This is a genomic window from Streptomyces sp. AC627_RSS907 (assembly GCF_019049165.1).
Window position 1 is genome coordinate 15,099 of sequence record NZ_JAGMUE010000115.1, and the last position, 20,465, is coordinate 35,563.

General features: G+C 73.2%; 18 protein-coding genes. 11 read left to right on the forward strand and 7 right to left on the reverse strand.

Annotated features, from left to right (window positions below):
• The first annotated feature begins 279 nt into the window (after nucleotides 1-279).
• A complete protein-coding gene (locus KUM32_RS25190) occupies nucleotides 280-1,191 on the forward strand; it encodes a Bax inhibitor-1/YccA family protein (RefSeq protein WP_217144238.1) in 912 nt (303 codons plus the stop codon).
• Between the two features lie 145 nt (nucleotides 1,192-1,336).
• On the opposite strand, the gene KUM32_RS25195 is transcribed toward KUM32_RS25190, so the two are convergent.
• Nucleotides 1,337-1,567, reverse strand: coding sequence for a DUF4287 domain-containing protein (locus KUM32_RS25195; RefSeq protein WP_217144239.1), 231 nt, complete (start codon nucleotides 1,565-1,567; stop codon nucleotides 1,337-1,339).
• Between the two features lie 103 nt (nucleotides 1,568-1,670).
• On the opposite strand from KUM32_RS25195, the gene KUM32_RS25200 reads away from it, so the two are divergent.
• Complete coding sequence (locus tag KUM32_RS25200; RefSeq protein ID WP_217144240.1) at nucleotides 1,671-1,982, forward strand: hypothetical protein; 312 nt, start codon at nucleotides 1,671-1,673, stop codon at nucleotides 1,980-1,982.
• Nucleotides 1,983-2,025: 43 nt separating this feature from the next.
• On the opposite strand, the gene KUM32_RS25205 is transcribed toward KUM32_RS25200, so the two are convergent.
• From KUM32_RS25205 to KUM32_RS25215, 3 genes are all read right to left on the reverse strand, one after another.
• Nucleotides 2,026-2,880: a hypothetical protein gene (locus KUM32_RS25205; protein ID WP_217144241.1), complete on the reverse strand. Its 855-nt coding sequence runs from the start codon at nucleotides 2,878-2,880 to the stop codon at nucleotides 2,026-2,028.
• Between the two features lie 301 nt (nucleotides 2,881-3,181).
• Nucleotides 3,182-4,402, reverse strand: a complete 1,221-nt coding sequence (locus KUM32_RS25210) for an acetyl-CoA C-acetyltransferase (RefSeq protein ID WP_217144242.1) — start codon at nucleotides 4,400-4,402, stop codon at nucleotides 3,182-3,184.
• A 422-nt stretch (nucleotides 4,403-4,824) separates the two neighbouring features.
• On the reverse strand, nucleotides 4,825-5,847 hold the full coding sequence (locus KUM32_RS25215) for an SGNH/GDSL hydrolase family protein (RefSeq protein ID WP_217144243.1): 1,023 nt from the start codon (nucleotides 5,845-5,847) through the stop codon (nucleotides 4,825-4,827).
• A 167-nt stretch (nucleotides 5,848-6,014) separates the two neighbouring features.
• Here KUM32_RS25215 and KUM32_RS25220 point away from each other — a divergent pair, with 167 nt between their 5' ends.
• Complete coding sequence (locus KUM32_RS25220) at nucleotides 6,015-7,403, forward strand: cystathionine beta-synthase (RefSeq protein WP_217144244.1); 1,389 nt, start codon at nucleotides 6,015-6,017, stop codon at nucleotides 7,401-7,403.
• 550 nt (nucleotides 7,404-7,953) lie between these two features.
• Here the strand turns inward: KUM32_RS25220 and KUM32_RS25225 are convergent.
• Nucleotides 7,954-8,385, reverse strand: a complete 432-nt coding sequence (locus tag KUM32_RS25225) for a hypothetical protein (RefSeq protein WP_254406096.1) — start codon at nucleotides 8,383-8,385, stop codon at nucleotides 7,954-7,956.
• 163 nt (nucleotides 8,386-8,548) lie between these two features.
• On the opposite strand from KUM32_RS25225, the gene KUM32_RS25230 reads away from it, so the two are divergent.
• Nucleotides 8,549-9,391 (forward strand): MurR/RpiR family transcriptional regulator, encoded by an 843-nt coding sequence (locus tag KUM32_RS25230; protein ID WP_217144245.1) that lies wholly within the window; start codon nucleotides 8,549-8,551, stop codon nucleotides 9,389-9,391.
• A 128-nt stretch (nucleotides 9,392-9,519) separates the two neighbouring features.
• Complete coding sequence (locus tag KUM32_RS25235; protein WP_217144246.1) at nucleotides 9,520-10,104, forward strand: hypothetical protein; 585 nt, start codon at nucleotides 9,520-9,522, stop codon at nucleotides 10,102-10,104.
• Nucleotides 10,105-10,272: 168 nt separating this feature from the next.
• Here KUM32_RS25235 and KUM32_RS25240 read toward each other — a convergent pair whose 3' ends face one another.
• On the reverse strand, nucleotides 10,273-11,673 hold the full coding sequence (locus tag KUM32_RS25240; protein WP_217144247.1) for a diaminopimelate decarboxylase: 1,401 nt from the start codon (nucleotides 11,671-11,673) through the stop codon (nucleotides 10,273-10,275).
• A 161-nt stretch (nucleotides 11,674-11,834) separates the two neighbouring features.
• On the opposite strand from KUM32_RS25240, the gene hutU reads away from it, so the two are divergent.
• The 4 genes from hutU to hutI are packed head-to-tail and all read left to right on the forward strand — an operon-like array spanning nucleotide 11,835 to nucleotide 17,276.
• Nucleotides 11,835-13,508 carry a urocanate hydratase gene (gene hutU / locus KUM32_RS25245; RefSeq protein ID WP_217144248.1) on the forward strand — a complete coding sequence of 558 codons (1,674 nt, stop codon included), beginning with the start codon at nucleotides 11,835-11,837 and terminating at the stop codon, nucleotides 13,506-13,508.
• Entirely contained in the window at nucleotides 13,505-14,722 is a 1,218-nt protein-coding gene (locus tag KUM32_RS25250; protein ID WP_217144249.1) for an allantoate amidohydrolase, read from the forward strand. Before hutU ends, KUM32_RS25250 begins: the two co-directional genes overlap by 4 nt.
• Complete coding sequence (locus KUM32_RS25255) at nucleotides 14,719-16,062, forward strand: formimidoylglutamate deiminase (protein WP_217144250.1); 1,344 nt, start codon at nucleotides 14,719-14,721, stop codon at nucleotides 16,060-16,062. The genes KUM32_RS25250 and KUM32_RS25255 overlap by 4 nt, the downstream gene beginning before the upstream one ends.
• A 38-nt stretch (nucleotides 16,063-16,100) precedes the next feature.
• The gene (gene hutI / locus KUM32_RS25260; protein ID WP_217144251.1) at nucleotides 16,101-17,276 is read left to right on the forward strand and encodes an imidazolonepropionase; all 1,176 of its coding nucleotides are present in this window, start codon (nucleotides 16,101-16,103) and stop codon (nucleotides 17,274-17,276) included.
• Nucleotides 17,277-17,419: 143 nt separating this feature from the next.
• On the opposite strand, the gene KUM32_RS25265 is transcribed toward hutI, so the two are convergent.
• A complete protein-coding gene (locus KUM32_RS25265; RefSeq protein ID WP_374227548.1) occupies nucleotides 17,420-18,334 on the reverse strand; it encodes an RNA polymerase sigma factor SigF in 915 nt (304 codons plus the stop codon).
• A 252-nt stretch (nucleotides 18,335-18,586) separates the two neighbouring features.
• Between KUM32_RS25265 and KUM32_RS25270 the strand changes: the two genes are divergently transcribed.
• Together KUM32_RS25270 and KUM32_RS25275 are read left to right on the forward strand one after the other, a co-directional pair.
• A complete protein-coding gene (locus tag KUM32_RS25270; RefSeq protein ID WP_217144253.1) occupies nucleotides 18,587-18,964 on the forward strand; it encodes an STAS domain-containing protein in 378 nt (125 codons plus the stop codon).
• A 183-nt stretch (nucleotides 18,965-19,147) separates the two neighbouring features.
• The gene (locus tag KUM32_RS25275) at nucleotides 19,148-19,747 is read left to right on the forward strand and encodes an ATP-binding protein (RefSeq protein WP_217144254.1); all 600 of its coding nucleotides are present in this window, start codon (nucleotides 19,148-19,150) and stop codon (nucleotides 19,745-19,747) included.
• Nucleotides 19,748-20,465: the final 718 nt, after the last annotated feature.

Here is a 20,465-nt window from a genome sequence, read left to right on the forward strand (position 1 = left end):
GACCTCGCCGAGGCCCGTACCGATCTCCGATGCCGGGGCCCGCACCGATACCTCCGATGCCGAGGCCCGCACCGCCCCCCGATCGGGTGAGCGCACACGGACCGGCGCCCGGACCGCGCGCGGACCGGCGTACGCCCCAGCCGTGAGGGGAATCACTGATCCGCGTAGCGTGTTGTCCGCAAGTGCGAGGGAAAGATCCTCCCCAAGCAGTAGGGTCATTCCTTTGCCGTTCTATTACTCTTGAGCCAAGGCTGCGCAGTGTGGCCATGGAGGAGTGAAATGAGGAGCAGAAACCCGGTCTTCTCGCGACGGGGGTTCAGCCGCGACAACGGCTACGCGGGCTTCAACGCCGCGCCGCAGGCCGGGGGTCCCGCCGTCGCCACGCAGGGCAACCCGTACGCGCAGGGCGCTCCGTACGCCCAGCCCGCCGGCAACCCCTACGCCCAGAACCCGTACGCCCAGCAGGACCTGCAGCACGGCGCGCCGCCGCAGGCGCCGGCCACCCCCGGCCGGATGACGATGGACGACGTCGTCCTGCGGACGGCGACCACGCTCGGTGTGCTCGTGGTGACGGCCGCGCTCGCGTGGGCGCTGCTGCCCGTGGACAACGCCAACATCAACCGCTCCTACGGCATCGCCGTCGGTGCCGCGCTGATCGGTATGGTCCTGGGCTTCGTCCAGTCCTTCAAGCGCAAGGCCTCGCCGGCGCTGATCCTGCTCTACGCGGCGTTCGAGGGTGTCTTCCTCGGCGTCGTCTCCAGCGTCGTCGACAACCGGATCGCCGACGGCGCGGCCATGCAGGCCGTGATCGGCACGATGGCGGTCTTCGCCGGTGTGCTGATCGCGTACAAGGCCGGCTGGATCCGCGTCAACCGCCGCTTCTACGGCTTCGTGATGGCGGCCGCGCTCGGCTTCGTCCTCCTGATGGCGGTGAACCTGCTGTTCGCCGTGTTCGGCGGCGGTGACGGCCTCGGCTTCCGCAGCGGCGCGCTCGGTGTCGTCTTCGGTGTCGTCGGCATCATCCTCGGCGCCTGCTTCCTCGCCCTGGACTTCAAGCAGGTCGAGGACGGCCTCGCCTACGGGGCCCCGCGCGAGGAGGCCTGGCTCGCCGCCTTCGGCCTCACGCTGACGCTGGTGTGGATCTACCTCGAGTTCCTGCGGCTCATCTCGATCCTCAACAGCAGCGACTAGTACGGCTGACACGTCGCGCCGCACCTCGGCGCGACGCGTGGAGGGCCCCGGGCGACACGCCCGGGGCCCTTCGTCGTCGTGTGACGGGTGGACGGGTGGACGGGTGGACGGGCAGGGGTGCGGACGGCCGGAACCGCGGGCACGCTCAGAGCAGCCTGCGCGCGGCCCTCCTCAGGTCGTACTCGCGGACGATCGCCTTGGCGTGGCCGTAGGCCAGGTTGTGCTCGTGGCGGAGCCAGCTGACCTTCTCCTCGAAACGGAAGAGGGAGGGGCCGTCCTCGACGGCGCGCAGCCAGTCGGAGATCTCACGACCGGTGCAGTGAGGGATACGGGCGAGCAGGTTGCGATGGGTCTCCTCGGAGAAGACGTGGGACATCGGCGCCTCCGGACGAATGGGGAGGTAAGCCGGTCCTTCAGGTCACCGTGCCTGAGCGTTCGCCCGTTGGCAACAGTCCCGTACGGCCGCGTACGCTCGCGCCGTGGTTGATACGACGCCTTTGACCCGTGCCGTGGACGACTTCGCCGACCGCCTGCGCGCCGCTCCGCAGAGCCGGCTGCAACGCGGGGCCGCCGCCGAGGCCCTGGCGCTGGCCAGGGAGTTGTCCCGGCGTGCCCAGCTCGTGGAGGAACCGGACGCGGAGCCCAGGCAGATGCCGGACGCGGGGATGTTCGCCGCCGCCGACCAGATCGCCGTCGCCGCGCACGACCTGGCCCTCGTCCTGCGGGACGAGGGCCAGGTCGAGGAAGCGGTGGTGCTGGTGGAGGAGGCGCGCAAGCGGGCCGGGGTGTGAGCGCCCGGCGGCCTCCGGCGCACGCGGGGGACCACCCGGGGAACTACAGGGACGCGATCACGCGGTCCGCCAGGATGTACACGTTCTCCTCGCCGCAGGCGAAGGTCAGCGTGTAGGCGCCGGAGATCCCCGAGCCGCCGAGCAGGTAGGGCGTCTTGCCCGCGCCCAGCGCGGCGGCCAGGCGTTCCGCGGTCTCGCGGTGGCCCGGGGTCATGCAGAGGGTGGTCCCGTCGGCGAAGACGTACACGTCGAGCGTGCCCAACGGGCCCGGGCGGACGTCGGTGAGCGCGACGCTCGACTCGGCGAGCTCCTCAAGAGTGGCGACGGTGCGCTCGTGGTCGCCCACGGCCGGCGACGGGTTCGGCACGAAGTCCGGGTGCGAGGGGTGCCGTCGGCGGGCGGCGGCGAGCTCCGCGGAGTCCCGGGGGCCGCTGTGACCGCCGTGATTGCCGTGATTGCCGTGACCGCCGGGGCCTCCGTGGGCGGAGTCCGTGGGGGTCGGCTCGTCGGTGTCCGTCCCCGGCTCCACCACCGGCTCCAGGCCCACGAAGTCGGCCTGGCGCGGCAGGAACAGCTCGCTGTCGGACAGGCCGAGCAGCAGGGGTGCGTCGGAGACGTCCCGCGACTCCTGGGCGGCCCAGAAGGCCCGTGCCTCGGCGAGTTCCCGCTCCCGCTCCTCGGCGAGCGCCTCGGCGACGGCGGCGCGTATCTCGTCGGCGTCGGCGGTGGTGCGCGCGGCGGGCACACGGCCCCGCGTGGCGGCGGCACGGCTCTCGGCCAGCTCGGTGCGCAGGGCCGCCACCTGGCGGCGCAGCACCAGCACGGCGCGCAGAACGGCGACGCCCACGGCGCCGGTGGCGGCCGTGGTGAGCAGCAGGGCGATGGGCATGGCGCTCACTGACGTACTCCCGGTTCAAAGTCGACCCCCGACTTCCTACATCAGCTTGAAGGGAGGACTAACCGTCTGTCAGTGCGTAACGTCACGAAACGGACAGGACCTTGGGCCTGGACGGTGGGGGTGGGGCTGGTCTGACCTGCGTGGATCCAGGATACGGGAGAGGTAGGTCACATCCTGGGGGAGATTGGGTCACAAAACGGCCCAGAACCCTGGGGTGGCCGGGGCTCCGGGCCGCACTGTCACGCTGGGTCCGTCCGCCGCTACCGACGGTCGTCCGGGCGGCCGTCCGGCGGGGCGCCGGTCAGCTCAGGCGCTCGATGACCATGGCCATGCCCTGGCCGCCGCCGACGCACATCGTCTCCAGGCCGAACTGCTTGTCGTGCCACTGGAGGGAGTTGATGAGCGTGCCGGTGATGCGGGCGCCGGTCATGCCGAAGGGGTGGCCGACGGCGATGGCGCCACCGTTGACGTTCAGCTTCTCCAGCGGGATGCCCAGGTCCTGGTAGGAGGGGATGACCTGCGCGGCGAACGCCTCGTTGATCTCGACCAGGTCGATGTCGTCGATGGTCAGCCCGGCGCGGGACAGGGCCTGCTTGCTCGCCTCGACGGGGCCCAGGCCCATGATCTCGGGGGACAGGCCGGACACGCCGGTGGAGACGATGCGGGCCAGCGGCGTCAGGCCCAGCTCGCGGGCCTTGGTGTCGCTCATGATCACAAGGGCGGCGGCGCCGTCGTTGAGCGGGCAGCAGTTGCCGGCGGTGACCAGGCCGTCGGGGCGGAAGACGGGCTTGAGGCCCGCCACGCCCTCCAGGGTGACACCGGCGCGGGGGCCGTCGTCCTTGGAGACGACGGTGCCGTCGGGGAGGGTCACCGGGGTGATCTCGCGCTCCCAGAAGCCGTTCTTGATGGCCTCCTCGGCGAGGTTCTGCGAGCGGACGCCGAACTCGTCCATCTCCTGCCGGGTGACGCCCTTCCAACGGGCGAGGTTCTCGGCGGTCTGGCCCATCGCGATGTAGGGGTCGGGAACGAGGCCGTCCTCGCGCGGGTCGTGCCAGGTGGTGCCCTCCTGCTGCGCGACCTCTGCGGTACGGGCCTCCGCCTCGGCGAAGAGGGGGTTGCGGGTGTCCGGCAGGCTGTCGGAGTTGCCCTTGGCGAACCGGGAGACCATCTCGACGCCGGCCGAGATGAACACGTCGCCCTCGCCGGCCTTGATGGCGTGCAGGGCCATGCGGGAGGTCTGCAGGGACGAGGAGCAGTACCGGGTGACGGTGCAGCCGGGCAGGTGGTCCATGCCCATCTCGACGGCGACGATCCGGCCGAGGTTGTTGCCCTGCTCGCCGCCGGGCAGGCCGCATCCGAGCATCAGGTCGTCGATGTCCTTCGGGTCCAGCTCGGGGACCTTGGCGACGGCGGCCTGGATGATCGTGGCGGCCAGGTCGTCGGGGCGCAGGTCCTTCAGGGAGCCCTTGAAGGCGCGGCCGATGGGGGAGCGGGCGGCTGAGACGATCACGGCTTCGGGCATCACGGCTCCAGTGGCGGGTCGGTACGACGGTGGGCGGGCGGCGCTGGTTGGGAAGTTACCCGGACGTAGGGGCTGGGTCACGGGTGCGGGGGTGTGACATGGGCCGCAACTTTCTAAGCGCTTGCTTGGGCCTCCGGCGGTTGCGCGTTCCCCCGTGCGGTGCCTCGTGACGGACGCCCCGGGGCCGCGCCCCCGGGCCCCGGTCGGCCTGGACGGCCTCGTCCTCAAACGCCGGACGGGCCGTGCGTTCCGTCTCCGCTGGTCCGACCGCGCCGGGGCCGGGGAGCGCGGCCCCGGCGCGGTCGGTCCGGGCGGGCCCATCCCCAAGTGCCGGACGGGCCGCGGGTTCCGTCTCCGCCGGTCGGTGGCGCCGGGGCCGGGGAGCGCGGCCCCGGCCCCGGTCGGTCCGGGCGGGCTCGGTGTCAGACGCCGGACGGGCTGGCGGGCTCCGTCTCCGACACCCGGCGGCGTCGGCGCCGCTTGAGCAGGGCCCAGGGGCCCCGCGGCCCCGACGGCATCGCGGCCGCGACCTCCGTGCCCGCCTCGGACGCGGCCTCGGCCGCCGCCCGGGCCACCGGCAGGAACCCTTCGCGGCGCAGGGCGTCGGGGCGCTCCTCCTCGGCCGGCCACAGGCCGAGCGCGGCGCACACCGACGGCAGCACCGCCATCGCGGCCGTGGCGTACCCCTCCGCGGAGGGGTGGTAGTTGTCCGGGCCGAACAGCTCCCGCGGGTTCTGCGCGAACTCCGGGCCCAGCAGATCGCCCAGCGACACCGTGCGCCCGCCCTGCTCCACGACGCCGATCGTCTGCGCCGCCGCCAGCTGCCGCGAGGCCCGCCGGGCCAGCCACCGCAGCGGCTGCCGCACCGGCTCGATCGTGCCCAGGTCCGGACAGGTGCCGACCACCACCTCCGCGCCGGCCGTGCGCAGCCGCCGTACCGCCCCCGACAGGAACCGGACCGAGCGGGTCGCCGGCATCCGGTGGGTGACGTCGTTCGCACCGATCATGATCACGCAGATGTCGGGCACCCGCCCCGGATCCGCGAGCACCAGCCCCACCTGCCGGTCCAGATCGTCCGAACAGGCCCCCGGCGACGCCACCGACCCCAGCTCCACCGGCCGCTCCGCCACCGCCGCGAGCCCCGCCGCCAGCAGCGCGCCCGGCGTCTGCCCGGCCCGGTGCACCCCCTGTCCGGCGGCCGTGGAGTCGCCCAGCATCATCAACCGCAGCGGCGGATCACCGGCCGTCGGCAGGACGTCGCCGTACAGCCCCTGCGCGTTCGGCACCCGGTGCGGTGTGCCGATACCCACCCGGCGCCTGGCCAGCTGCACCTCCGCCAGCAGCAGACCGACCGTGGCCGCGCCGGCCAGCCCGATGCCGCCGCCGCCGTACGCCGCGCCGGCCGCGATCCGCCGGGCCACCCTCGCCCTCGACATACCTGTCATGCGTCGCCGCCACCTCCTCGAACCCGTACATCCACTGCTTGCCCCGTACGGACGGTCGCCCAATCTCAACGGGGAGTGAACGACCGTCACGGGGTCCGGGCGGGCCGGCAGGCCATAGGCTGGCGGAACCACTACGACCGCATCTTTTGCAGCATCCGGAGACAACGGTGCAATTCCACGACTCGATGATCAGCCTCGTCGGCAACACCCCGCTGGTGAGGCTCAACAGCGTGACCAAGGGCATCAGGGCGACCGTCCTGGCCAAGGTGGAGTACTTCAACCCGGGCGGCTCGGTGAAGGACCGCATCGCCCTGCGCATGATCGAGGCCGCGGAGAAGAGCGGAGCCCTGCGGCCCGGCGGCACGATCGTGGAGCCGACCAGCGGCAACACGGGCGTGGGGCTCGCGATCGTGGCGCAGCAGAAGGGCTACAAGTGCGTCTTCGTCTGCCCCGACAAGGTGTCCACGGACAAGATCAACGTCCTGCGCGCCTACGGCGCCGAGGTCGTCGTCTGCCCGACCGCGGTCGACCCCGAGCACCCGGACTCGTACTACAACGTCTCCGACCGGCTGGTCCGCGAGACGCCGGGGGCCTGGAAGCCGGACCAGTACTCCAACCCGAACAACCCGCTCTCCCACTACCACTCCACCGGCCCCGAGCTGTGGGAGCAGACGGAGGGGAGGATCACCCACTTCGTCGCGGGCGTCGGCACCGGCGGCACCATCTCCGGCACCGGGCGCTACCTGAAGGAGGTCAGCGACGGCGGCGTGAAGGTGATCGGCGCCGACCCCGAGGGCTCCGTCTACTCCGGCGGCTCCGGGCGGCCGTACCTGGTCGAGGGCGTCGGTGAGGACTTCTGGCCGACGGCCTACGACCGTGACGTCGCCGACGAGATCGTCGCCGTCTCCGACAAGGACTCCTTCCAGATGACCCGCCGCCTCGCCCGGGAGGAGGGCCTGCTGGTGGGCGGCTCCTGCGGCATGGCCGTCGTCGCGGCGCTCGAAGTGGCCGAGCGGCTCGGCGAGGACGACGTGGTCGTCGTCCTGCTGCCGGACAGCGGGCGCGGCTACCTCAGCAAGATCTTCAACGACGAGTGGATGGCCGACTACGGCTTCCTGGAGGACGCCGGCACCAGCGCCCGTGTCGCCGACGTCCTGAACCACAAGGAGGGCGACTCCATCCCCTCCCTCGTCCACATGCACCCGGACGAGACCGTCGGCCAGGCCATCGAGGTGCTGCGCGAGTACGGCGTCTCGCAGATGCCGATCGTCAAGCCCGGCGCCGGTCACCCGGACGTGATGGCCGCCGAGGTCGTCGGCTCGGTCGTGGAGCGCGAACTGCTGGACGCCCTGTTCACCAAGCGAGCCTCGCTGGGCGACCCGCTGGAGAAGCACATGTCGACCCCGCTGCCCCAGGTCGGCTCCGGCGAGCCGGTGGCGGACCTGATGTCGGTGCTCGGCGTGGCCGACGCGGCGATCGTCCTCGTCGAGGGCAAGCCGACCGGTGTGGTCAGCCGTCAGGATCTGCTGTCCTTCCTCGCCGGCGGGGGCAAGTGACGGACGGTCACGGGCAGCGGCCGGCCCGGCCCCGCGGTCGCGGTGGTGAACGCCGGGTGAACCGCGGGCCGTGAGGCCGCACCCCGGGCGCCGGGTGATCTTCGCGGACTTCGCGGAAGTGGTACGTGGGCGACACGTTCGCGCAGCACACGGTTAACACGGGCCCGGCAGAGTAGTCGTTGTCGGCAGGGCGGGAGCGGCTCCCCGCCCGACCGGCACCGAACGGCGTCACGGACCTTCCGGAGCGGCTCCCGGACCTCCTTGGACGCCACGGACGCGCCGCCCGGCCCCTCGGGGCCGGCGCCGCGTCCCCCGCGGGGACCGTCGTCGTCCCGCCCCCCAGCGATGGGGGTGCGGCGGTCCCCGCGCAGTCTTCTCCCGTCAGCCGTCAGCCGTCAGCCGTCAGCCGTCAGCCGTCAGCCGTCAGCCGTCAGCCGTCAGCCGTCGTGCACGGCGTCCGCCCGGCCGGCCGGGCCGGACCGGGAGGCCCGGTCCTCTCCGGCTCAGTCTTGCCCGGCCCCCGTCCTGCCCGGCCCCCGTCCCGCCCGGCTCAGTCCTGCCAGGCGTCGTCCTTCTCCGCGCGGCGGCGCCCGAAGAGGCCCGGATTGGTGCGGGCGGCCTGGACGACGTTGACCCCGACGATGCCCGCCCAGGCGGTCAGCAGCCCGGGGAGCTGGGCGATACCGCCGCCGATCGCGGAGAGCGGGACGGCCAGCACCAGCGAGACGATGCCGAAGCCGAAGCGCTCACCGAAGGAGTCGGTGGGCCTCGGCGACCGGCTGTCCCGCGCCGCCGTCATCTGCTGTTCGGCGAGCTGCCGGCGCACCCGCCGCTCCACCACCCCGTCGATGCGCTGGTCGACCTTCTCCAGGAACGAGTCGACCAGCGCGGACTCGTACTCCTCGCCGAGTTCCCTGCGGGTCCGCAGGGTGGCGTCGAGTTCCTTCTTGAGATCGGTGTCGCGCGCGTCCATTCCGCTCATGCCGTCCACGGTAGGCAGCCGGGGCGGTGACGGCACTGGGGGTAGCCCCCGTCTTCGGCGGAGGGCGGCCGGTGCGGGCGAACGGCGTCGTGCGGTGCGCCACCTCGCTGTATAACTGTATGCAGAGTCCGTAATGTGTGAATAGGTCGAGGGGGAGCACGGCATGAACGGGACCGACGGCCCGGCCGCGCGGCTGCAGGCGCTCTTCGAGGGGCACCGGCTGACGCCGACCCAGCGGCGCATCGCGCACAGCATGGTGCGGCGGGCCGCCGACGTGCCCTTCCTGTCGAGCGTGGAGCTGGCCGAGCTGGCCGGGGTCAGCCAGCCGTCCGTGACGCGTTTCGCCGTCGCCCTCGGCTTCGACGGCTACCCGGCGCTGCGCCGCCACCTGCGCGAGGTCGCCCCCGCGGAGCCGGCCGCGGACACGGGCTCCCCCAACGAGTACCAGCAGGCCGTGGCGGCCGAGATCGAGAACCTGCGGCAACTGGCTCAGGTACTGGCCGACCCCGGGCCGGTACGGGAGGCGGGCCGCCTCCTCGCCCAGAGCCGGCCGTTGCCGGTGCTCGGGCTGCGGGCGGCGGCGGCCCAGGCGCACGGCTTCGCCTACTTCGCCGCCAAGGTCCACCCGGACGTCCGGCTGCTGAACGAGGGCGGCACGATGATCCACGACCGCATCGACGCCGCCGTCCGGGCCGGGGCGACGTCCCTGCTCTGCTTCGCCCTGCCCCGGCATCCGCGCGAGGTCGTCGACACGCTCGCCCACGCCAAGGAGGCGGGGCTCACGGTGGTGACCGTCGCCGACTCCGCCTTCGCGCCGGTCGCCAAGGTGTCCGACCTGCTGCTGCCCGCCGCCGTCGGCACCGGCCTCGCCTTCGACACGGCCTGTGCGCCGATGCTGCTCGGCCGCATGCTGCTGGAAGCCATGTGCGACGACCTGCCGGACGCCCAGGCCCGGCTGGAGGAGTTCGACGCGAAGGCGGCGGCGCGGGGACTGTTCGTGGACTGACGTGTGGGCGACGGGGGACGGCCGGCACGGCCGGGTTCTCAGACTCGTCTCACCTTCTCCGGTTAACCTCCTTCGCCGTACACCCTTCACACGCATCGCAGCAGCAGGACTGGGACAGGAGGACGGACGTGGCGCGCGGAGGACAGGGGCTGGCTCGGGTCGCCGTCGTCGTACGGGCGGGGGCGGCACCGCTGTGGTGGCTGGGCGTACTCGCGGCGGGCATCGGGGCGCTGGTGCCGGGCCTGACCGGGCGCCGGATCGGCGTCCTGGCCGGCGCCGCCCTGTTCCTCGTCGCGGCGGCCGTCGTGGCGACCGTGCGCCGCAAGCGGTACACGGCCCTGGCCGCCTCGGCAGCCCGCGCGGGCAAGCACGACGTGCTCCAGGACCGTGCGGTGACGGTTCGCAACTGGCGCCGGGGCCACCGCTGGTGGCTGCTGCTCGCCTTCCTCGCCGCCCTGGGCAGCGCCTTCGCCGTGCCCGCCACGGCGGGGATGCTGATGGCCGGCTGCGGCGCGGGCCTGTGGCTGAAGTCCGGGTGGATCGGCCGCCGCGAACAGGCCGACGGCGCCCTGCTGTGGGTCCGCGTGGACTGGCTCGCCCGCGGCAACGGCCGCCCGGCGGGCAAGGCGGTCCGCGCCTACCGCAGCACGGGCATCGCCGCCGGCGACGCGGCCCCGGGCGGCGCGAGGCGCAAGACGGCGGCCTTGGTCTGAGTCCAGGACCCTGGTCTGAGTCCGGGACCCTGGTCTGAGTCCGGGACCTTGGGCCGAATCCAGGACCTCGGGCCGAGGCCGAGTCCGGCCGGAGGGCGGGGCGGGGCAAGGCCGCGACCTCGTGCGGCCCCGCCCCGCCGACGCGCTCCGCCACCCCGAGCCGGTGGCTCACGCGCCACCGGACGCCCCACGGCGCACCGCGTCCGTCAGCGCGGCGGCATGCTCCCCTCCCGCCTCGGCCACGATCTCCCCGGTCGACTGCGCCTCCCGCACGGTCGCGAAGGCGACGCCCTCGGAGCCGTGCGCCACGAACCCGTGGACCGCGGGACGCGCCAGCGAGTTGTACGCGTAGTGGTGTGCGAAGTAGTACGCCCCCGTGTCCAGCGCCGCCGCGTAGTCCCCCTGCTCCAGCAACGGCAGCGCACGCCCCGCGGCCAGCAGGTCCCCCGCGAAGCACGCCGGCCCGGCCACGTCCTGCACCACCGCGGGCCCCGCCTTCGGCAGCCCCTCGCCGTCGTACACGGCGATCCGCAGCGGCCACGCCCCCGGCGCGTACACGGTCCGCGTCGCCACCTGCACCCCCGCGTGCGTCACCGCGACCGGGCGTCCCCCGGCGCTCTTGGCGTACTCCACGCGGGCCACGATCGTGCCGTGCTTGGCCAGCAGCGACCTCCCGAACTCGGTGACCAGCCCGTACCGCCCGTCGAACAGTCCCGGCACCGCCCCGCGCAGCACCCGCGCGTACTCCGCGTACGTCGGTGTCGTCGCGTCCGACGCGAAGTTCACCGGCAGGCCGCCGCCGATGTCGAGCGTGTCGACCTGCCGGCGCCCGGCCCGCTCGTTGATCTCCTCGGCCAGCGCGTACGTCTCGGCCACCCCCTGGGCCATCAGGGGCAACGGGATGCCCTGGGACCCGGTGTGCGCGTGCAGCCGGGTCAGCCACGGCCGGTCCAGATACGCCCGCACCACCCACTCGCGCGCCCCCTCGTCGCGCAGCGCCACGCCGAACTTCGAGGTCGCCGTCGCCGTCGACAGCGCCTCGATGGAACCCCCGCCGACCTGCGGGTTGACCCGGATACCGAGCGGAGAACCGCTCGCCCCCTCGGCCATCAGGCCGTCGATGCGCTCCAGCTCCTGCGGGTTGTCCGCGTTGACCGCGATGCCCAGCGCCAGCGCCTCCCGCAGCTCGCCCGGCGTCTTGGCGGGCGAGTCCAGCACCGTCCGCTCCGCCGGCACACCCGCCGCCCGGGCCAGGGCCAGCTCGCCCGGGCTCGCGACCTCCGCGCCGATGCCCTCCCCGTGCAGCAGCCGCAGCACCGGAACCAGCGGGCACGCCTTCACCGCGAAGGCGTGCAGCACGGGCGTCCCGGGCGCCGTCACCGCCTCGAACGCCGCCCGCAGCCGAGCCGCCGACTCCCGGATCCCGGTGACGTCCAGCAGCCCGACGACCGGGGTGTCGGGGCCGAGCAGCCCGCGCGCCACCGCGGCCCGCACCGCCCGGTCCCGTCGCGCGGCCCGCTCCGCGTCGGTGCCCCCCGCGTCCCCGCCCCTGTCCGTGTCGTCGTTCACGCGCTCCTCCGTCCCTTCGCCGCCTGCCCCGTGCCCTCAGCCAAACACCCGCGACGCGCCCCGCGCCGGGACACGAACGTATTGACTAGTTCTATTCACGAGAAGAAGATGTGAATAGAGACAGCAACACGCCCGCCGGGAGCGAGCCACCAGGAGGCACCATGACCGGACCCCGCCCTGTCCGAGCACCGCGCGGCACCCAGCCGAGCGCCCTGGGCTGGCAGCAGGAGGCCGCCCTGCGGATGCTCCAGAACAACCTCGACCCCGAGGTCGCCGAGCACCCCGACAAGCTCGTCGTCTACGGCGGCACCGGCAGGGCGGCCCGCGACTGGCGCTCCTTCGACGCCATGGTCCGCACCCTGAAGACCCTCAAGCAGGACGAGACGATGCTCGTCCAGTCGGGCCGCCCGGTCGGCGTCATGCAGACCCACGAATGGGCCCCGCGCGTCCTCATCGCCAACTCCAACCTCGTCGGGGACTGGGCCACCTGGGAGGAGTTCCGCCGCCTGGAGGCCCTCGGACTGACGATGTACGGGCAGATGACCGCCGGCTCCTGGATCTACATCGGCACCCAGGGCATCCTCCAGGGCACCTACGAGACCTTCGCCGCCGTCGCCGCGAAGAGGTTCGGCGGCACCCTCGCCGGGACCATCACCCTCACCGCCGGCCTTGGCGGCATGGGCGGTGCCCAGCCGCTCGCCGTCACCATGAACGACGGCGTCGCGATCTGCGTCGACTGCGACCCCCGCGCCATCGACCGCCGCATCGAGCACCGCTACCTCGACGTGAAGGCCGACTCCCTCGACCACGCCCTGCACCTGGCCACCGAAGCCCGCGACCAGCGCAGGCCCCTGTCCGTCGGCGTGCTCGGCAACGCCGCCGAGGTGGTGCCGCAACTGCTCGCCATGGGCGCACCCGTCGACATCGTCACCGACCAGACCTCGGCCCACGACCCGCTGGCCTACCTCCCCGTCGGCGTCGACTTCGACGACATGGCCGACGCCGCCGCCAAGGACCCGGCGGGATTCACCACCCGCGCCCGCGAGTCCATGGCCCGGCACGTCGAGGCCATGGTCGGCTTCCAGGACGCCGGTGCCGAGGTCTTCGACTACGGCAACTCCATCCGCGGCGAGGCCCAGCTCGCCGGCTACGACCGGGCGTTCGCCTTCCCCGGCTTCGTCCCCGCCTACATCCGCCCCCTCTTCTGCGAGGGCAAGGGCCCCTTCCGCTGGGCCGCCCTGTCCGGTGACCCCGCGGACATCGCCAAGACCGACAGGGCGATCCTCGACCTCTTCCCCGAGAACGAATCGCTGGCCCGCTGGATCAAGATGGCCGGCGAACGCGTCCACTTCCAGGGCCTGCCCGCCCGCATCTGCTGGCTCGGCTACGGCGAGCGCGACAGGGCCGGCGAACGGTTCAACGACATGGTCGCGAGCGGCGAGCTCGCCGCGCCCGTCGTCATCGGCCGCGACCACCTGGACTGCGGCTCCGTCGCCTCCCCGTACCGCGAGACCGAGGCCATGCTCGACGGCTCCGACGCCATCGCCGACTGGCCACTGCTCAACGCCATGGTCAACGTGGCCTCCGGCGCCTCCTGGGTGTCGATCCACCACGGCGGCGGCGTCGGCATGGGCCGGTCCCTCCACGCCGGTCAGGTCACCGTCGCCGACGGCACCGCGCTGGCCGGCGAGAAGATCCGCCGGGTCCTCACCAACGACCCCGGCATGGGCGTCATCCGGCACGTCGACGCCGGATACGACATCGCCGAGTCGGTGGCGGCCGAACGGGACGTGCGGGTGCCGATGCGCGAGGACCACGAGGGTGGCGCCGCGTGAGCTTCCACAGCATGTGGGCGGAGCTGCTACCGGTCGGCCGCAGCTCCGCCTCCGGCGGCTACCGCCGCTACGCCTGGACCGGCGCCGACGCCGAGTGCCGGGCCTGGTTCCGGGAGCAGGCCCGGGCGCGCGGCCTGTCCTACGAGACCGACCGCAACGGCAACCAGTGGGCCTGGCTCGGTGACCCGGCCGCCGGGAACGCCGTGGTCACCGGGTCCCACCTGGACTCCGTACCCGACGGCGGCGCCTTCGACGGGCCCCTCGGCGTCGTCTCCGCCTTCGCGGCCCTGGACGAGCTGCGCCGCAGGGGAGCGCGGCTCACCAGGCCGGTCGGCATCGTCAACTTCGGTGACGAGGAGGGGGCCCGTTTCGGCCTCGCCTGCGTCGGCTCCCGGCTCACCGCCGGCACGCTCACCGTCGAGCAGGCCCACCGCCTCACCGACGGGGACGGCATCACGCTCCCCCACGCCATGGAGGCCGCCGGATACGACCCGGAGACCATCGGCCCCGACCCCGAGCGGCTCGCCCGCATCGGCGCCTTCGTCGAACTCCACGTCGAGCAGGGCCGCGCCCTCGACCTGTCCGGCGACCGCGTCGGCATCGCGAGCGCCATCTGGCCGCACGGACGCTGGCGCTTCGACTTCCGGGGCGAGGCCAACCACGCCGGCACCACCCGGCTCGCCGACCGGCGCGACCCGATGCTGAGCTACGCCGAGACCGTCCTCGCCGCCCGCCGCGAGGCCGAACTCGCCGGCGCCGTCGCCACCTTCGGCAAGGTCGGCGTCGAGCCGAACGGCGTCAACGCCGTCCCCTCCCTCGTGCGCGGCTGGCTCGACTCCCGCGCCGCCGACCAGGCGAGCCTGGACACCGTGGTCGGCGGCATCGAGAAGGCCGCCCGCGAGTACGCCGCCGCCCACGGCGTGGACCTCGACGTCGAGCGCGAGTCCTTCACCCCCGTCGTCGAGTTCGACCACGCCCTGCGCGACGAACTCGCCCGCATCCTGGGCAACGACACGGACCTGAAGGTCCCCGTCCTCGGCACCGGCGCGGGACACGACGCCGGAATCCTCTCCGGACGCGTCCCGACCGCCATGCTGTTCGTGCGCAACCCCACCGGCGTCTCGCACTCCCCGGCCGAGTTCGCCACCGAGGACGACTGCGTGGCCGGGGTGAACGCACTCACCGACGTACTGGAAGGGCTGGCCCGCACGTGACCCCCACCAAGCGGACGTACTGGCTGGAGCACGCCTGGCTCGGCACCCATGCCGAGCCGGGCGTCGCCGTGGACGTACGGGACGGCCGCATCGCCGCCGTCCGCCAGGACGTCCCCGCCCCGCCGCCGGGCGCCGAGATCCTGCGCGGACTGACACTGCCGGGCCTCGCCAACACCCACAGCCACGCCTTCCACCGCGCGCTGCGCGGCACCGTCCAGGTCGGCTCCGGCACCTTCTGGACCTGGCGCGAGGTCATGTACTCCGTCGCCGACCGGCTGACCCCCGAGACCTACCGCGACCTCGCCCGTGCCGTGTACGCCGAGATGGCCCTCGCCGGGATCACCACCGTCGGCGAGTTCCACTACGTGCACCACGCGCCCGGCGGCACCCCCTACGCCGACCCCAACGCGATGGGCGAGGCCCTCGTCGAGGCCGCGGCCGAAGCCGGCGTCCGCATCACCCTCCTCGACACCTGCTACCTGTCCTCCGGCTTCGGGCAGCCCCCCGACACCCACCAGCTCCGCTTCTGCGACGGGACGGCCGAGGCCTGGGCGGAACGCTGTTCAGTTCTCAAGGAACGGGATCACGCGCGGATCGGGGCCGCCGTCCACTCCGTACGGGCCGTACCGGCGGACCAGTTGTCGATGGTGGCGCAGTGGGCCGAGGAGCGGCGGGCCCCGCTGCACGTGCACCTGTCCGAGCAGACCGCGGAGAACGACGCCTGCCGCGACGCCCACGGATGCACCCCCGCCCGGCTCCTCGCCGACCACGGCGTGCTCGGGCCCCGCACCACCGGCGTCCATAACACGCACCTCACCGACGAGGACATCGCCCTGCTCGGCGACAGCGGCACCGGCACCTGCATGTGCCCGACCACCGAACGCGACCTCGCCGACGGCATCGGCCCCGCCGCCGCCCTCCAGCGGGCGGGCTCCCCGCTCTCCCTCGGCTCCGACAGCCACGCCGTCGTCGACCTGCTCGAAGAGGCCCGGGCGATGGAGCTGAACGAGCGCCTGCGCACCCGCACCCGCGGCCACTGGACCGCCGCCGCCCTGCTGCGCGCCGCCACCGCCGACGGCCACGCGGCCCTCGGCTGGGACGACACCGGCAGCATCGAGACCGGAGCCCGCGCCGACCTCGCGACGATCGCGCTGGACTCGGTCAGAACAGCGGGGCCGCTGCCCAGGCTCGGCGCCGAGACGGCCGTATTCGCCGCGACGGCAGCGGACGTACGTCACACGATCGTGGGCGGGCGGCACGTCGTACGCGACGGGGCGCACGCTCTCGTGCCCGATGTGCCCGGGGCCCTCGCGAGGGCCGTCGAAGCCCTGCGCGCATGACCACCCGCTCCCGCCCCCACGAGGACAGCCCGCACATCATGAGCAGCAGCACCGTCATCACCAACATCGCCGCGCTGGTCACCAACGACCCCTCCCTCGGTGACGGCTCCCCCCTCGGACTGGTCCGGGACGCGGCCGTCGTCATCGACGGCGACCGCATCGCGTGGACCGGTGAATCAAGCAAAGCACCCGCCACTGACAATCACGTCGACGCCGGCGGCCGGGCGGTCATCCCCGGCTTCGTCGACTCCCACTCCCACCTGCTCTTCGCGGGCGACCGCACCGAGGAGTTCAACGCCCGCATGTCCGGCCGCCCCTACAGCGCGGGCGGCATCCGCACGACCGTCGCCGCCACCCGGGCCGCGAGCGACGCGGAACTGGAGGCGGGCCTCACCCGTTATCTCGCGGAGGCCCTGCGCCAGGGCACCACCACCCTCGAGACCAAGTCCGGGTACGGCCTGACCGTCGCCGACGAGTCCCGCGCCCTCGCCGTCGCCGCCCGCCACACCGACGAGGTCACCTACCTCGGCGCCCACATCGTCGCCCCCGAGCACGCCGACGACCCGGCCGCCTACGTCGACCTCGTCACCGGCGAGATGCTCGACGCCTGCGCCCCGCACGCCCGTTGGATCGACGTGTTCTGCGAGAAGGGCGCCTTCGACGGCGACCAGGCCCGCGCGGTCCTCACCGCGGGCAAGGCCAGGGGCCTGCACCCCCGCATCCACGCCAACCAGCTCTCCCACGGCCCCGGAGTGCAGCTGGCCGTCGAACTCGACGCCGCCAGCGCCGACCACTGCACCCACCTCACCGACGCCGACGTGGACGCGCTCGCCAACAGCCGTACGGTCGCGACCCTGCTGCCCGGCGCCGAGTTCTCCACCCGCGCCGAGTGGCCGGACGCCCGGCGCCTGCTCGACGCCGGCGTCACGGTCGCGCTGTCCACCGACTGCAACCCCGGCTCGTCCTTCACCTCTTCCGTCCCCTTCTGCATCGCGCTGGCGGTACGGGACATGGGGATGACACCGGACGAGGCCCTCTGGTCGGCCACCGCGGGCGGCGCCGCGGCCCTGCGCCGTGAGGACGTCGGCCGCCTGAGCCCGGGCGCGTACGCCGACCTGGCCCTCCTCGACGCCCCCAGCCACGTCCACCTGGCCTACCGGCCGGGTGTGCCGCTGGTCGACGGGGTCTGGCGCAGGGGCGTACGCGTGCTGTGAGCCCGTCGGACGGGAGGTGCCGGGCCGTCACCGGCGGGTTCCGGCCGTGCGGGGCGTCCGCGCCGGCACGGCGCGCACGACCCGGAGGGGGACGGCCCGATGCCGGACCGCCCCCCTGGAGGACAAGCGTCACGCGGTGAGGGTCACTCCTCCACCGTGAGCCCCTTGCGCAGCCGCACCAGCGTCCGCGACAGCAGCCGCGAGACGTGCATCTGGGAGATCCCGAGTTCCTCGCCGATCTCCGACTGGGTCATGCCCGCGACGAAGCGGAGCGAGAGGATCTTCCGGTCCCGCGAGGGGAGCTCGGCGATCAGCGGCTTCAGCGACTCCACGTACTCGATGCCCTCGAGCCCGTGGTCCTCGTAGCCGATGCGGTCGGCCAGCGCGCCCTCGACGTCGTCCTCCTCCGGCTGGGCGTCCAGCGAGGAGGCGGTGTAGGCGTTGGACGCCGCCATGCCCTCGACGACCTCGTCCTTGGACAGGCCGAGGTGCTCGGCCAGTTCGCCCACCGTCGGGGCGCGGTCGAGCCGCTGGGCCAGCTCGTCCCCGGCCTTCGCCAGGTCGAGCCGCAGCTCCTGCAGGCGGCGCGGGACGCGCACGGACCACGAGGTGTCGCGGAAGAATCGCTTGATCTCGCCGATGATGGTCGGCATCGCGAACGTGGGGAACTCGACACCGCGCGACAGTTCGAAGCGGTCGATCGCCTTGATCAGGCCGATCGTGCCGACCTGGATGATGTCCTCCATCGGCTCGCTGCGCGAGCGGAAGCGGGAGGCGGCGAACTTGACCAGCGCGAGGTTGAGCTCGACGAGCGTGTTGCGTACGTACGCGTACTCATGGGTGCCTTCCTCCAGCGACTCCAGCCGCTCGAAGAGGGTCTTGGACAGGGCCCGGGCGTCCGCCGGAGCGACCTCGTCGTAGGCGGGGATGTCCGGAAGCCCGGCGAGTGCGTCGTCGTGGTCGACGACCGCGTCGTGGTGCGCGATGGGATCCAGATGTTCCGGAGGGAGTGTCGACGTCGCTTCCTGGGTACGCGATCCGTCGAGCCGGGGTGACATGATGTCCTCCATCGTTCTCGGCATACGGCTGCCGAAGCCAGTTGCGTGCACTGCGGTGTGCGGCGCCTCCAAAGCCGGCCGTGTCGGGTACGTGTTCCTACTAGCCCTATCGGGTTTACCGAGCCCACCGCAAGTGTGTCATGTGCATGTTTGTCCGATTGTGTGCGGTTGTTCGGCTGTCGGAGTGCGTGGGGAAGGCGTAGTGTTCGAGGGCGTCAGCAGGCAGTCACGACCTCGGGAGAGAGAATCGGCATGGACCGCGGGACGGTCGGCAGTGCCCAGTCGGGCCGGCTTCTGGTTGGGGTACGGGAAGAGGGACCCAGTGCCGTCGTGACACCGGCGGGTGAGTTGGATCACCACACCGCCGACCTGTTGCGCGAGCCGCTGGAGGACTGTCTCGTCAAGGGATTCAACCGGCTCGTCGTCGACTGCTCGCGTCTGGAGTTCTGCGACTCCACGGGGCTCAACGTCCTGCTGGGCGCGCGGTTGAAGGCGGAGGCCGCGGGGGGCGGTGTGCATCTGGTGGCCATGCGGCCCGTGGTGGCCCGGGTGTTCGAGATCACGGGGGCCGAAGCGGTCTTCACCCTCCACGACACGCTCGAGGCCGCGCTGTCCCACTCGTCCGACTGAGCCGGTCCTTGTCCGGCCGCCGGCGGGTCTCGTGCGCTCCCTGGGGGCCGGGTTTTCCACCCTGCCCCGTGTTCCGCGCCGAACACAGGGGTGTTCGGACGGTCCGGTCGGGCAGGAGACACCCTGAACTGACTGTGTACGACCTTGAAACGTGAACTGGTGAATCGGTGAGGTGAAGCGCTGATGAGCACCACCCGGCCCTACCCGCCGGGCGACCGCGGTCCGGAGCCCAGCGGCGCTTCCGGGGTGTCCGAGGGGGGCCTGCCCGGGAACGGGGAGTCCGAGGGGGGCGTGTCCGCGGGGCAGGCCGCCCTGATCGGGGCGCCCGCATCCCCGTCGTCCGGGTCCGCGTCGGAGCCCGCGGGCGACGGCGGGCGGCAGGTCCGCAGGCTGAGTTTCGACGACCAGGCCGGGGTCGTCCCGCTCGCACGCGACTTCACCCGTCAGGCGCTGTACGCCTGGGGCTGGCTGCCCTCCGCCACCGCGGACCAGCGTGCCGCCGCCGAGGACGTACTGCTCGTGGTGTCCGAACTGGTCACCAACGCCTGTCTGCACGCCGAGGGACCGGACGAGCTGCGCATCACCTGTGAGAAGAAGGTGATCCGGCTGGAGGTCTCCGACCGGGGTGCGGGCCAGCCGGCACCGCGCACCCCGCACCGCGCCGGACGGCCGGGGGGGCACGGGATGTTCATCGTGCAGCGGCTGTGCCTGGACTGGGGCGTCGTACGCACGCCGGGGGTCGCGGGCAAGCGGGTGTGGGCGGAGCTGGGGGCGCCGGCGTAGCCGCGCGGCCCGCGGGCACGAGGCCAGGCCTCGCCCGCGCCCACCCGACCGGCTCGGACCGGCCGGGACCAGGGCCTTCCCCTACGGCGGCTCCGTCCCGTCCCGGGCCTTGCGGGACTGCGTTCCCCGCGTCGCCGTGGCGGCTCCACTCCAGGCCGGGTGCTACCGGAATCCGGCCGCCGGACGTGATGGGACGGGGTGACCGGCACCCCTGCGGCGGTGCCGCCCCTGCACCCCTGCGGCGGTGCCGCCCCTGCACCCCTGCGGGGACCGTGCGTACTCGTGGGGGCGCCGTGCGTACTCCTGCGGGGACGGTGCGTACTCGTGGGGACCGTGCGTACTACTGCGGCACCATGCCTACTCCTGCGGGGACCGTGCCGCACTCATGCGGGACCCGTGTCCCCGGAGGCGGCGGCGTAACCGCGTCCCACCGCCGGACGCGCCGCCCTGCCGTTCTCTGCCCCACCCACCCGCGGGACCGGTGTGACGAGAGGTCCGCCGGTCCGGTACCGCTCTTCTGGGGCCCACAGCGACCCACGGAACCCAGGACGTCTCGCATACCGCCCCCGGCCCCTCCGCGCCCCCGTAGCCCGCGCGTCGGCCACGTGCCCGTCGCGCTCTGCCCCCTCCCTCGCACCCCCCCCGGAACGCCCGAAGGGCCACCCCATCCGTCCGGATGCGGTGACCCTTCCCAGGCAAGGTCCGGCCGACAGGCATC